Raw genomic sequence first — 13,682 nt, forward strand, 5'->3', positions numbered from 1 at the left:
CCATGGCCACCAGAGAACCCCTGGACGCCGAGGACCGGAACGCGATGCCGGACAGTGCTTTCGCCTTCCCCCGCGTCCGCAAGGAACCCCTCAACGACGCCCGCCACGTGCGCAACGCGCTCGCCCGCTTCGACCAGGTGCGCGACGTCACCGACCAGGAACGCGACGAGGCGTTCCAGCGCATCAAGCGCGCCGCCGCCAAGTTCGGCGTCGACATGACCGAGGACAGCTGGCGAGAGCTCGGCAAGCCCGCCAAGGCCCGGCGCTCGTCCGACAAACCCCGCACCCAGGCCCCCAAGAAGGACCTCTACGCCGAGGCCCAGCGTCAAAAGATCCCCGGCCGCAGCACCATGACCAAGGACCAGCTCATCGAGGCCCTCCGCGAATAGTTCACCTCAGCTCGACGGCCGGATGGGAAGGCGTTCGCCGGCCAGGAGGCGGCGGCCGCCTTCCACCTTGGCGTCGGAGGGATCCCGGAAGCGCCACAGACGGGCTAGTTCCTCGGCTTCCGTCCACCCGTAGCCGGCCTCGAAGTAGGCATCCATCTCGAGCTCGCCCGGGGCGGGCGGGGGACTTCTCGTGGGGGCTATCCGGGGGGCGGGTGGCCGGGTGGTGGCTGCTGGGGACTGGGGAACGGCGGCGCTGGGAGTCGCCGCCGGGGGCAGGGCTGCCACGCCGCCCTGGATGAAGGTGTGCATCTGGACGAGGCCGGCGACCAGGCCCGCGCTGAGCACGACGCTGCCGGCCGAGCGCAGGATCAGGCTGCGGCGGCGGTAGATCTGCGCGAGCAGTTCGATTCTGGCCCAGACCGTGGCCTGGTCGGGAGCCAGATACTCGTGCTCCTCCATCGCGTAGCGGAGCCGTTCCTCGTGGTCGCACACATCTGCTTGGACGCGGCTGACCTCACGTTTGTGCAGTTCCGCGGCGGGTCGCCTCGTCGGCGTTCGCCGACCTGGGCTGGGAGGTGCCGCGCATCCTGGACGGCTTCGAGATCGCCGGCGACCTGTACGTCGAATGGCTGCGGCAGGTCCGGGCCCCACCTGGCATCGCGGCCGGGTCGTGCTGCTCGGCGACGCGGCCTGGTGCGTGACCCCGATCGGGGGGCGGCGGCACGTCGCTGGCCCTCACCGGCGCGTACGTGCTGGCCGCCTTCCTCTCGGAGGGTGAGCACGGGCAGGCCTTCGCCCGCTACGAGGAATGGATGCGCCCGCTCGTCGACGACGCCCAGCACCTGCCGCCCGGCGTCCCCCGGATCGCCGCCCCGGAAAAGCTGGGCCGGCGTGCAGGCGCTGCGCTGGGGCACCCGCGTGGCGGCGTTGCCGCTCGTCCGCCCCCTGGCCGGTCGGCTGACCTCGGGCCCGGCCGCCGGGCGCGAGCTGCCCGGCTCATAAGCGGCCGGGAATGCGCACGGCGAGCATGGCGATGTCGTCCGCGCGGTCGCCGGGCATCTCGGCGGCCAGGCGGGCGAGCAGGTCACGCGGCATGCCGAAGTTACGGATGCACAGGCGGCGGTACAGTCGCGCGAAGCCCTCGTCGATGTTGTGCGCCCGGTTCTCGACCAGGCCATCGGTGTGCAGCAGCACCGTCGAGCCGGCCGGCAGCGGCACCGTGTAGGTGTGACGAGGGGTGCCGAGGCGGGCGCCGAGCAGCATGTCGTTGCCGGTCAGCGGGCGCACCTGCCCGTCGGGCTGGATCACCACGGGCGGCGGGTGCCCCGCGTTCGACCAGCGCAGACGGTGGCCCCCGTTGGGCGCGCGGTCGATGAACGCGACCACCGCCGTGGCCATGGTCGGCTCACCCAGCGCGTGATTGGCCGCGTCGAGACGCCGCAGCACGGCCGACGGCGGTTCACGGCGGTCGACCAGGTAGGCCCGCAGCATGTTGCGCAGCTGGCCCATCTTGGCCGCGGCGGCCGTGTCGTGGCCGACCACGTCGCCGATGACCAGGGCCAGCCGGTCGTCGGAGCCGGGGATCACGTCGTACCAGTCGCCGCCGACCCGCTGGGCCGCCGCCGCCCGGTAGTAGGCAGCCAGGTCGTAGTCCTCGACGTCGGGCAGCTGCGACAACATCGCCCGCTGCAGCGTCTCGGTGACCGCGGCGCGGGCGTCGTGCTTGACCGCCCGGTCGAGCGCCTGACCGATGTAGAGGGCAAGCGTGGCGATGACGGCCCGGTCGAACACGGAGAACGTCTGCGGCTCGTCCCAGGCGATCAGCACGGCGCCGGCCTGGTCAGGCAGCGGGGCGCAGACGGCGGCCTGCCAGCCGAGCTCGTCGAGCGCCTCGGCCAGTCCCGGGTAGACGATCATGAGGTCCATCGGGCTCTCGTGATACTGCGAGCGCCGGTCACGGATAGCCGTTCCGGTCAGCGTGTCGGAAACGGCCCTCGCAGCACCCCCGCGCGGACTGGGAGTGATGCCGTCCAGCACCACGGCGGCGTGCGTAGCGGACAGCGCATCGCGCAACAGGGCCGGCACGGTGGCCAGGACGTCAGCCGTGGTCGACGTGGCGGCCAGCGCTTCGCTGGCGTGCAACAGCAGGCGGCTGCGGCGCAGCGCGGCGTCGCTCTGAACGGTCGGTTCCAGCAGGACGGGATTTCGCTCGGTCATCATCGGTCTGCTCCCCCCAATTTCTTGGTTAGAGCCTGCCGACCTGAGCGCTTCCGTGCATCCGCCATTTTACTGTCGTCTTACCTGGTAACAGTCGCCGGCGGACACCCTGCGCACCCGCCGGTGCCCGTTGATTCACCATTTGGCCGAGATGCGACGCGCCGATGCTCTTAAGCGTCAGTTACCGCAGCTCGGCGAGGTGTCCGGCGTCACGCGGACTGCGGGGTGCTGCAGCGGCCGTCGCACTCGGGGATCTGGAGGATCAGGTCGGCGCTGTCCCGCTCGGGCGGCCAGAACCCGTCGAAGCTGATCGCGACCCAGTCCCCCGCCGCGAGGTCGCGCGACCACTTCATCGTCAGATCGCCGGTGTAGTAGGCGACCGTCTTCTGCGTGAACGTCTGACCTTCGGGGATCGGGCTCCAGTACTTGATCGACAATGTGTAGCGACCCTGGTCGTTCCCTGGGAAGTCGACCTGCCCGTCTTGGCGCCCGACACGGAACCACTCGTCGAGCACGACGGTGCCCGGCTCCGGCGCGTCGAGCGAGGGGATGCCTTCTTCGCAGGTGACGTCGGCGAGCTTGCCGGCCCCGGTCTCCGGGTCGAACGGCTGTTTGGCCAGCATCATCCCGGTCTGCCAAGGGTCCCCACCCCGCGTCGGCGGCGGCGACGCAACCTGGATCCGCCGGAACAGCGCCTCCGGCGGGCTGCCACCCTCGTCAGACAGCTTCGGCGCGTACGGATACCCAAGCGGGGTCCCGAAAGCGAACCGTAGCGAATGGATACACGCGCCGGACAGCGCGAAGGCGGCATCGCTAGCACCCACACCCATGACGTACTCCCCCATTTGCGGCAGACGCGCCGAGAGTGATGATTGATCCTCGACAGTAGGATCGGAGAGGTGGCCGCACAACCCGTGACGCACGAGCCATCGGGTACCCCACAGTCGCAGATCGTGAGTGAACTTGCCGCGACCTGGCGTTCCTACCTGCCCGAACATACGCTGCGCCTGCTTCTGACGGCCGACAGTGTCAGCAACCCGCCAGTGACACAGAACGTCGAGGCGGTCGTTCTCTATGCCGACGTCGTCGGCTTCACAGCGTTGGCCGAGAGCTTCGCCGGGTCGGGCAGCTACGGCACTGAGCAACTCACCCGAATCATCAACCGCTGGTTCGAAGTGACCGCCGACGCAATCGCCGCGTCCGGTGGCAGCGTGGTGGATTTCGCCGGCGACGCCCTGGTCGGTATGTTCGACTACACTCCCGAGACCGCCGCCGCAGTGGCCCGCCGCGCGATCCGCTGTGCCCAGCTCATCCGGGAGGCCACCGCCGAGGTGCCCCCGGTGCCCGCACCCGACGGCGCACGCTCTCTGACGATCCGGGTCGGCCTGGCCGCCGGCCCCTTGCTCCTGATGGTGCTCGGCGATCCGGCGACTCGGCTACAGCACCTGATCGCCGGTCCCGCCCTCGCTCATGCGATCGACGCCCTGCACCGGGCCGACCGGGGCGAGATCGTCGTGGAACCCACACTTCTCCAGGCCGCCGGCCCGCTCGTGACACCGGATGTCCCCTACGCTCCGTTCGCGCCTCCCACCGCCGAATTGGAACGGCTGATCGAGCCGTTCCTGCACCCGGCGATCCGCACCCGGCTGCGCTTCGGGCGACATGAGCTGGTCAACGAGCACCGCAAGGTCACTACCGCCTTCGTCCGGCTGCCTGACCTAGCGATCGACGACCCCACGACGGTCGGGGCACTGCAGTGCTATCTGGCCGAGGGTGTCCGGGTCATCGACCGGTATGGGGGGCATCTGCGCCATCTGATGGCGGACGACAAGGGCACCGTCCTGGTCGCCGTGTTCGGCACGCCGGTCAGCTACGAGGACGACGAAGAGCGCGCGCTGCGGTGCTGCCTCGAATTGCTGGCGCTTCCGGGCGGCGCCCGCAGTGGCGGCGTCACCACGGGGCCGGTCTTCTCCGGCGAAGTGGGCTCCGACGTGCGCCGGGAATACGCCGTGGTGGGGGACGCGGTCAATCTGGCGGCACGACTCATGCAAGCCGCGCCGTCGGGCCATCTGCTCGTCGACCGGGCAACGTTCGAGCGTGTCAGCGACCTGGTGGTCGCCGACGGGCCGATCCATGTGACCGCCAAGGGCAAGAATGCGCCAGTCCCCGCTTGGGTCATCCGCAGTCTGCGCCGGCCCACGCCGACGAGCCCCCTTCCTGCCCCAGCTGCCGGAGCCCTGGTCGGACGCGGCAAAGAGATGGCTCAGCTTCGCGCCTTCGCCCACGAGGCGCTCACGGGGAAGGGCAACATCGCCTGGGTGCACGGCGAGGCCGGCATAGGCAAATCCCGCTTGGCCGCGGAGACCTGCCGCCTGACCGGGACGCTGGGTTTCACGGGCTACGGCGGTAGCTGCCGGTCGCACGGCACCAGCTCCAGCTATCTGGTCTGGCGCTCGATCTGGCGAGAACTGCTCGAGATCGACCCGGCACTGAGCCTCGACGAACAGCGGATCGCCCTTACCGAGCGAGTGGCCCGTTACGACGGCACCGGCCAGCGGGCACCGCTAGTTGCCGCGGTCATCGACCTGCCGATGCCGGACAATAAACTCACCGTCCAACTGGATCAGGCCGGCCGCGACGTGCTGCTGCGGTCCACGCTTCTGGCGTGTCTGCGTGAGCGAGCCGCACGGGGACCGCTGGTGCTGTTGCTCGAGGATTGCCATTGGATGGATCCGGCCTCGCTGAGCCTGCTCGACCTCCTCGCCGGGCGGCTCGCCGAGCTGCCGGTACTGCTGATTGCAACCTCGCGGGAGCCGGCGCCGGGCGCACTGATTGAGGCGGAGCACGTGACCGACGTGCGACTGACCCAGATGGCGAGCTCGGATGCCCGGCGTCTAGCCAGGCTGCGTCTGCACGAGCGATATGGGCAAGACGTAACGATTCCCGATGAACTCGTCGCGCAGATCGACGAGCAGACCGGTGGAAACGCGTTCTACATCGAGGAACTCGTCGCCTATCTTCACGGCACCGGGGTCGATCCGTCCGACCCGGCGGGTCTTGCCTCGCTGCACCTACCCGACAGCCTCCAGCGACTGGTCATGGCGCGCATCGACCAGCTCACGGACGACGAGAAGGCCGCCATCAAGGTCGCCAGTGTGATCGGCCGACGCTTCCAGTCGCCCTGGATCGCCTCGATCTATCCGGCAGCAGGATCCCCGGCCCAAGTCGCGACCCACCTGACCCGGTTGCACGCCCTCGAACTGACCCCGCGGATTGCCTCCGAGCCGGAGCCGGAGTATGAGTTCAAGCACCCGATCACCCAGGAGACGGCGTATCAGAGCATCACCTACGACACCCGGGCGAGGCTGCACGAGCGGGCTGGGCTGCTGATCGAGGAAACCTATCCTGACCGGCTCGCGCAGTACGTCGACCTGCTCGCCCATCACTATGCGCGCACCGACCGCCTCGATAAGCAGCGGACCTGGTTCCGGGCGGCCGGCGACCGCGCCAAGGCGATCTTCGCCAACGAGGCGGCAACGCACTATTACGAGCGACTGCTACCGCTGCTGTCCGAGGCCGAGCAGGCTGCCCTCCACATCGAGATTGGCACTGTGCACCACCTCACCGGCCGGTGGGCCAAGGCGGAGCGGCATTACCGGCTGGCGATGCTTGCCGCCGAGGCAACCAGGCGCGGTGACATCGTCGCCGCGGGCCAGCGCCAACTCGGTGACCTGCTCATGTACACGAGTTCACACGCCGAGGCGCTGAGCTGGCTGGAACAGGCCCTTGCGGGCTTCGAGGATCTCGGCGACTCGACAGGCCTGTTGCGGACCATGGACCGGATGACATTCGTGCTGTATCGGCAGGGCGAGTACGGCGAGGCGATCGGGATGGCTCGCCGGCATCTCGGAATGGCGACGGAGGCGGGCGACGTACCGGCGATGTGTGCCGCCCTGAATCACCTCGGCCTGTGTCTGCTGAACATCGGCGGGGCAGAAGAGGCGTTGAGCCACCTGGGCCGCGCATTCAACGCGGCCGAGCAGGCAGACGACCGACATTGGATGTTGATCAGCGCCAACAATTTGGGCTGGGCGTTCCAACGCTCCTCAGACCACGGTGAGGCAACTGCGTCGTATCGCCGTGCTCTCGAGGTGGCGCGGGAAATCGGGGATCGACTGACCGCGAGTATCGCCGTTGGCAACATGGGCGAGATCTACCGCGAGGAGGGTGACTTCGCGCGAGCCCGAGCGTGCGCAATGTACTCGCTCCGCGTCACCGTGGAACTGCGTGACTGGATCACCCTCGTCGACCGGGTCACCGGCCTGGGCGCCATTGCCGCGGCCGAGGGCAACCTGGCCGAGGCGCAGCGCCTGTTGGAACGCGCGATCTCGATGTCTCGTGAGCTGCACGCGCCGTACTACCTGTGCGAGTCGCTGCACCGTTTGGCCCGGTTGCACCTGAGCGCCGGCCGTCCGGCTGTTGCCGAGCGACTGAACTCCGAGGCACTGCGCGTCGCCGAGGAGCACGACGAGCGCGATACCCAGGTGAACGCCTACATTCTGGCAGTGCGGCTGAGGGTGGGCCGTCGCGAGATCAACCCGGCCTTCGCGGCCCAGTCGCTACGCAAGGCGGCCGAACGCTGGACCGAGCCACATGAGGTGGCAGCACTACTCGATGCCGCCTGGCAGGCAGTCCCCGAGGACGACGACGCCCGCCGCCAGGCTGCCGAGATCTACCGCGAGCTTTACGCGCGGGCGCCCAGCCTGGAATATCGGGACGCCTACGAGCGACTCACCCAGGTCCGTCTGCCTTTGGGGCAGCCCTTGCCGGCTCTCCCACAGTGGATCGTCGCGGACAGCGGGCCCAGCCTCGACGCCCTCCTCGACCGCATCGACCGGATGCCCCGCCAGGCGGCGAGCTAGGCGTCCAACTCTTCGTCGCTCGCCAGCCGGTGCAGGGCGGGCAGGGACGGGGCGAAGGCGTAGACGCCGCCCGTTGTGGTCACGAAGCCGCCGTACGCGGGCTTCGGGATGTCGTTGACGACGCGTTGCGGCAGGCGTTTCTCGGCGTCCTCGCGGGTGCCGCCGAGGACCGGGTCGAGGCCGTCGACGCGGGGCGGGTCGGCTGTCGGGATGCGGCCGTACTGCTCCAGGGTGCTGGCTGGGAAGCGGGCGTCGTTGGCCCAGCGGCGCTGCACGAACTCGAACTGGTCCTCGATGCTGGTCAGGTACGAGTTGAAGATGATGCCGCGCTCCTTGGTGTCGGGGTGGGCGCGGTCGTACAGCGGGCCGAAGGGCAGGCCCCGGCGGAGCATCTTGTGGTTGCGGTCGCGGAAGACCACGTCCTCGCGCGGGTTCACCTTGCGGATGTGCGCGTAGAGCGGCGTCTTCTCGCCGTCCGGGTCGTCCTTGAAGTCGAAGTCGTTCTCCTGGCCGGGCTCGGCGTCCGGCTTGGCCAGGGGCTTGCCGTTGTGGTGGCGGCCCAGAGCGCGGGCGGCCGCGTGCTCCGGGGTCTCGCCGGGGGCGGCCAGCTTCGCCATGTGGTCCCACCAGCCGGGCACGTTCTGCACCAGGCGGCGGTAGACCTGGAACGAGCCGCCGCGCATCCACTTCGGCGCGGCGGGCCTCGCCTTCCACGACGGGGGGCGGCGCTCGGCCGGGCAGCCCACGATGAACTCACCGGCGGCGATGACCGGGGAGCCGAAGACCGCGTTGCTGTCGGGGAAGCCGCGGACGGCGGGCTGCGAGATGCCGTCCGCGAAGCCGAAGTGCTCGATGCGGTGCTTGTCCACCGTGTCGCGGTGCACGACGCCGAACTGCGTGTGGAGCTCCTTCAGGCCGGCGGCGGCCGCGTCGTCGAGTTCGCGCCGCACCGCTTCGGTCAGGGTCTGCTCGTCGCCGGCGGCGATGGTCAGCAGCGCGTCGACCGAGGGGCCGCGGCCGCCGACCACCCAGTGCTGGGGGTCGCTCTTCCCGGTGTCGCCGACCAGGGCCGGCGTGGTGGTGAGCCGGTTGGCGTCGTCGAGGCGCGGGCCGAGCGTGCCGGCCCAGAACGCCTCGAACGCGGCCAGGCGGCTCGCCGTCTCGGGGTGCAGCACGACGAGGCCGGGCGCGGTGAGCCCCACGTTGAGCAAGGTCTGCCCGGGAACGAGGCGCGTCTCGCTCCGCGGCGCGCGGGGTGGCACGTCGTTCGTGCTGGTTACCCGGGTGGCGACGCCGGCCAGCCAGCGGCGGGCGCCGGCCTGGTCGTTGGCGAACGACAGGGCCAGGAAGGCCTGGTGCCCGCCGCCGAACGGACGCAGGATGTTGCCCTGGATCTGCTCGGGACGGGCCAGCGGTGAGTCTGGTGAGATCGCCATGGCTCGGGTACCCCCTCGGTCGAGTTCGGCGCGACCGATGGTAGTCCCGGTTGTTACTGACCAGTCAGGACTGTCGTGATTCGGTCGTTCGCGTAAGAGCGGGCCGGCGGGGTGAGGCCGAGCGAGAGTGGCGCCGGGCGGATCGTCCGGTCGACGAAGATGGCCCACCACAGGCAGAACATGGCGACCGTCCACACCTTGCGGGAGTTGTCGGCGTGGCCGGCCCGGTGCTCGGTGAGCAGGCGTAGCGCGTAGTCGACGTCGATCAGGTGGCGGGGGGCGGACCCGGAGATGAGGCCGCCGATCCAGTCGCCGATGCCGCCCTTGAGCCACAGCCGGGTCGGGGTCGGGAAGCCGAGCTTGCGGCGCTCGCGCACCGACTCGGGGACGATGCCCCGCATCGCCTCGCGCAGCGCGTGCTTGGTGGTGGTGCTGTGCGGGGGCAGCTTCATCTCGGTCGGCAGGCCGGCCGCGGCGGCGTAGACGGCCGGGTCGAGGAACGGCACGCGCAGTTCGAGCGAGTGGGCCATGGACATGCGGTCGGCCTTGCAGAGGATGTCGCCGGGCAGCCAGGTGTGCAGGTCGACGTACTGCATGGAGGCCACGTCGTCGACGTCGGCTGTCTCCGCGTACAGGTGGCTGGTGATGGCGGTGTGCGGGTCGGCCGTGAAGCGCAGCAGCTGGGCCTTCTCCTCGGGGCTGAAGATGCGGGCGTTGCCGTAGTAGCGCTCCTCGATCGGGGTGGTGCCACGTTCCAGGAAGCTGCGGCCGCGCACCCCCTCGGGGATGGCGTGGGCCAGGCCGCGCAGGCCGCGCTTCATGCCGTTGGGCAGCCGCTCGATGGACGACAGGGACGACGGCTCGCGGTAGATGGTGTAGCCGCCGAACAGTTCGTCGGAGCCCTCGCCGGAGAGGGTGACCGTGACGTAGCGCGACGCCGTCTGGGCCAGGAAGTAGAGCGGGACCAGCGACGGATCCGCCACCGGATCGTCCAGCAGGTGGACGATGCGGGGCAGCTCGCGGATCACGTCGTCCTCGGTGACCACGGTCGGCGTGATGCGCAGACCGAGCTGGGCCGCGGTGTCCTGGGCGATCTCGATCTCGGAGTAGCCGTCGGCCGCGAACCCGGCCGTGAAGACGTGCAGGTCGGGCTTCACCTCGCGGGCCAGGGCGACGACGGCGGACGAGTCGACGCCGCTGGACAGGAACGCCCCGACCGGCACGTCGGCGTGCAGGTGCTTGTGCACGCTGTCGCGCAGCGCGTCGCGGATGGCCGCCTGGGCGTTCTCGGGGCTGCTGTGCAGGGGCCGCAGCTTGGGGCGGAAGTAACGCTCGGTGCGTACGCCGCCGCCCGCCGTCCAGGTCAGCCGGTGCCCGGGCGGCAGGCGGTGGATCTGGCGGTGCAGGGTGAGCGGGTCGGGCACGTACTGGAAGGTGAAGTAGTGCGCGAGGGCGTCGGTGTCGATGGACGGGCCGGAGCCGCCGGCGAACGCCAGCAGGGCCTTGCGCTCGCTGGCCAGGAAGAGGCCGTCGACGGTCTCGAGCAGGTAGAGCGGCTTGATGCCGAAGGGGTCGCGGGCCGCGTGCAGGGTGCCGGTCCACTGGTCGTAGGCGACGAAGGCGAACATGCCGCGCAGCCGGGGCAGCGCGCCCGGGCCCCAGAAGTGGAACGCCGCGGCCAGCACCTCACTGTCACCCTCCGTGGCGAAGGTGGCGCCGTGCTCGGTGATCAGCTCGGCCCGCAGCTCCCGGTAGTTGTAGATCTCGCCGTTGAAGACGACGGTCCACCGGTCGCGGTAGTGCACAGGCTGGGCGGCCTCCTCGCGGTCGATGATCGCGAGCCGCTTGAAGCCGAACGCGGCGCCGTCGGTGAACTCCACACGCGTGTCGTCCGGGCCGCGGTGGTGCATGGTCTCCAGCGCGGCGGAGAACGCGTCAGCGGTCGCCTGGTCCGGCGTGCCCGCTCCCGGGCGGCTGCTCACGAAGACGTTCAGCCCACACATGGTGTTCCTCCCCTGTCGGTTGACCGGGAAGCTAGGGCGGAATCTGTGAAGAACTTGTGGGGCCATCGGTATCGGTTCGGTTCTTCATCGGAATCTCACATTCGTTGGTGGGGGTGGCGCGGCACGGTCACAATCGCGGCGTGACCGCACGTATCCTCGTGGCCGACGACGACCCGAAGCACGCCCAGCTCATCCGCCTCTACCTCGAGAAGGAGGGGCACCAGGTCATCACCGTGGGTGACGGCCGTTCTGCGCTCGACGTGGCTCGCGCCCGCAAGCCCGACCTGGTCGTGCTCGATGTGATGATGCCGCTGGTGGACGGTCTGGACGTCTGCCGCATCCTGCGCGCCGAGTCGTCGGTGGCGATCATCATGGTCACCGCCCGCTCGTCCGAGAACGACATGCTGCTCGGGCTCGACATCGGCGCCGACGACTACCTGCCCAAGCCGGTGAGCCCGCGCGAGCTGACGGCCCGGGTGCGGGCGCTGCTGCGCCGCACGGGCACGGCCGACGGTCCGTCGTCGATCCTGCGGGTGGGCGAGCTGGAGGTGGACGCGGGACGGTTCGAGGCGCGGGTGCGCGGCGCCGCGGTGACGCTCACCGCCAAGGAGTTCGGCATCCTGGAGCTGCTGGCCCGCGAGCCGGGCCGGGTCTTCACCCGCGCCCAGATCATCGACAAGACGTTCGGCTTCGAGCACGACGTCTCGGCCCGCACGGTCGACGCGCACGTGGTCAACCTGCGCCGCAAGATCGAGGACAATCCGGCCGAGCCGCGCTACGTGCAGACCGTCTACGGCCGGGGTTACCGGATGGCCGAGCAGTGAGTTTCCGCCTGCGCATCTTCGTGCTGGTGCTGCTGGTGGCGTCGACCGCGATCGGCGCGACGGCCTGGCTCACCCTCAAGCTGGGCTCACGAGAGGTGAGTCAGACGCTGGAGGCGCAGAGCCGGCACCGGACCGACATCATCGCGGAGATCCAGCGGTACGGGGTGCAGCACGGCCGGTGGCCCGGGGTGGACCGGGTGGTCGGCGACCTGGCGGAGCGCACCGGTCTGCACATCCAGCTGCAGACGGCCGAGGGCGAGGTGCTGGTCGACTCGGACATCCAGGCCAACCGCCCGTCGGGGCCGGTCCAGCCGGTGGCGTACGACATCGACCCGCTGCCGGTCCCCCGGTTCCAGCCATCGGCGGCGCCGGCTTCGCAGCGCCTCACGGCCGGGCTAGCCAAGATCAACTACATCCCGAAAGACCTGTTCGGGCCCGACCAGGAACGGGACAACCCGGCCATGCGCACCCTGAAGCAGGCCGCGCAGTACCGGGCCGGCCTGGTGCTGGTGCGCTGCCTGGGCGACGTCGCGGGGTCCGAGCCCGCGCTGGGTCTCGAATCCGCCCCGTACGTGACCCGGGACCAGCTCACGCAGTCGCCGGAGTGCCTGCGGAAGGCGTCGGAGCGGGTGCTCGGCGACGACTACTGGTTCCAGGGCTACTGGGACTACCTGGTGCGGTGCGAGCGGCTCAAGCCCGGCGAGGGCATGGACGTCGACCTGACGAACACGGCCTGCCTGCGCGGCGCCTTCAACGACACCGTGGTCACCAGTACGGCCGTGCCGCTGTTGCTGTATCTCGGCGGCCGCAACACGGTCGAGGTGGCCGACTTCGGGCGCCCGGCCCTGCTCGGCGCGGCCGGTCTGCTGATCGTGGCGCTGGCGGGCACGTTCCTGATCGCCCGGCAGGTCAGCCGCCCGGTGCGCCGGCTCACGGGCGCCTCCATCCTGCTCGCCGCGGGCCAGCACGACGTCCGGGTGCGTGACGAGGGCCACGGCGAGCTGGCCCAGCTGTCCCGGTCGTTCAACACCATGGCCCGGGCGGTGCAGGAGAGCGAGGAGCGGCAGCGCCGGCTGGTGGCCGACGTGGCCCACGAGATGCGGACGCCACTGTCCAACCTGCGCGGCTATCTCGAGGGCCTGGCCGACGGCGTGATCGAGCCCAGCCGGGAGCTGTTCGCCTCGCTGCACGAGGAGACCATGCTCCAGCGCCGGATCCTGGACGACCTGCAGGTGCTCGCCCTGGCCGAGGCGGGCGACCTGGGCTACACCCGTACGCCGACCGACTTGGCCGAGCTGGCCGCGGCCGGAGTGACCGCACAGCTGGCGGTGGCCGCCACGGCCGGGGTCACGCTCGAGGTGGAGGCGGCCGCGCCGGTCTGGGTCTCGGCCGACCAGGACAGGATGCGCCAGGTGCTGGGCAATCTGCTGACCAACGCGATCCGCTACACCGACCGCGGCGGGCGGGTCGCCGTCCGGGCCCGGGCCGAGGCGGGCGAGGCGGTGCTGTCGGTCGAGGACACCGGTGTGGGCATCGCGCCCGGCGACGTGCCGCACGTCTTCGAGCGGTTCTGGCGTGCCGATCCGGCCCGGCAGCGTGCCACCGGCGGAAGCGGACTCGGCCTGACTATCGCCCAGCGGATCGTCACCGACCACGGTGGCCGCATCGAGGTGGTCAGCCGTCCCCACCTGGGCACGACGTTCACGGTGCGGTTCCCACTGTCCTGAGACGGGAGCGAAAGATCCCCGCGCTGCTTTCGACTGATGACGCAAAAGTTATGTCGGTCGATCAGAAAGTCTGGACAGGACACTTCCTTACTTCATAACGTGAAGCCCACTACGGGATTGTTTCCGGCACGTGACGGCCCCCACTGTCGCGCCGTCGGAGCACG

The 13,682-nt window shown here is 70.1% G+C and carries 10 protein-coding genes; 5 read left to right on the top strand and 5 right to left on the bottom strand.

Going from position 1 to position 13,682, the window contains the following annotated elements; all coding sequences use genetic code 11:
• Positions 1-2 precede the first annotated feature (2 nt).
• Positions 3-389: a DUF6582 domain-containing protein gene (locus tag LXN57_RS35220; protein ID WP_251802553.1), complete on the top strand. Its 387-nt coding sequence runs from the start codon at positions 3-5 to the stop codon at positions 387-389.
• A gap of 6 nt (positions 390-395) precedes the next feature.
• Here LXN57_RS35220 and LXN57_RS35225 read toward each other — a convergent pair whose 3' ends face one another.
• Positions 396-881, bottom strand: a complete 486-nt coding sequence (locus LXN57_RS35225) for a DUF1176 domain-containing protein (protein WP_251802554.1) — start codon at positions 879-881, stop codon at positions 396-398.
• Between the two features lie 83 nt (positions 882-964).
• Here LXN57_RS35225 and LXN57_RS48050 point away from each other — a divergent pair, with 83 nt between their 5' ends.
• Entirely contained in the window at positions 965-1,090 is a 126-nt protein-coding gene (locus tag LXN57_RS48050; protein WP_285904706.1) for a hypothetical protein, read from the top strand.
• 295 nt (positions 1,091-1,385) lie between these two features.
• Here the strand turns inward: LXN57_RS48050 and LXN57_RS35230 are convergent, their stop codons facing one another.
• Both LXN57_RS35230 and LXN57_RS35235 read right to left on the bottom strand, forming a co-directional pair.
• A complete protein-coding gene (locus LXN57_RS35230; RefSeq protein ID WP_251802555.1) occupies positions 1,386-2,609 on the bottom strand; it encodes a PP2C family protein-serine/threonine phosphatase in 1,224 nt (407 codons plus the stop codon).
• 206 nt (positions 2,610-2,815) lie between these two features.
• Positions 2,816-3,451 (bottom strand): hypothetical protein, encoded by a 636-nt coding sequence (locus LXN57_RS35235; protein WP_251802556.1) that lies wholly within the window; start codon positions 3,449-3,451, stop codon positions 2,816-2,818.
• Between the two features lie 108 nt (positions 3,452-3,559).
• Here LXN57_RS35235 and LXN57_RS35240 point away from each other — a divergent pair, with 108 nt between their 5' ends.
• A complete protein-coding gene (locus LXN57_RS35240; protein WP_251802557.1) occupies positions 3,560-7,528 on the top strand; it encodes a tetratricopeptide repeat protein in 3,969 nt (1,322 codons plus the stop codon).
• Here the strand turns inward: LXN57_RS35240 and LXN57_RS35245 are convergent.
• Positions 7,525-8,964 (bottom strand): Dyp-type peroxidase, encoded by a 1,440-nt coding sequence (locus tag LXN57_RS35245; protein WP_251802558.1) that lies wholly within the window; start codon positions 8,962-8,964, stop codon positions 7,525-7,527. The two genes, LXN57_RS35240 and LXN57_RS35245, sit on opposite strands and share 4 nt — an antisense overlap.
• A gap of 53 nt (positions 8,965-9,017) precedes the next feature.
• Positions 9,018-10,967, bottom strand: coding sequence for an asparagine synthase (glutamine-hydrolyzing) (asnB, locus tag LXN57_RS35250; protein WP_251802559.1), 1,950 nt, complete (start codon positions 10,965-10,967; stop codon positions 9,018-9,020).
• 140 nt (positions 10,968-11,107) lie between these two features.
• On the opposite strand from asnB, the gene LXN57_RS35255 reads away from it, so the two are divergent.
• Both LXN57_RS35255 and LXN57_RS35260 read left to right on the top strand, forming a co-directional pair.
• Positions 11,108-11,791 carry a response regulator transcription factor gene (locus tag LXN57_RS35255; RefSeq protein ID WP_251802560.1) on the top strand — a complete coding sequence of 228 codons (684 nt, stop codon included), beginning with the start codon at positions 11,108-11,110 and terminating at the stop codon, positions 11,789-11,791.
• Positions 11,788-13,518 (top strand): sensor histidine kinase, encoded by a 1,731-nt coding sequence (locus tag LXN57_RS35260; protein WP_251802561.1) that lies wholly within the window; start codon positions 11,788-11,790, stop codon positions 13,516-13,518. The genes LXN57_RS35255 and LXN57_RS35260 overlap by 4 nt, the downstream gene beginning before the upstream one ends.
• Positions 13,519-13,682 lie beyond the last annotated feature (164 nt).

The sequence above is a fragment of the Paractinoplanes hotanensis genome, assembly GCF_023717965.1.
Taxonomy (GTDB): domain Bacteria; phylum Actinomycetota; class Actinomycetes; order Mycobacteriales; family Micromonosporaceae; genus Actinoplanes; species Actinoplanes polyasparticus.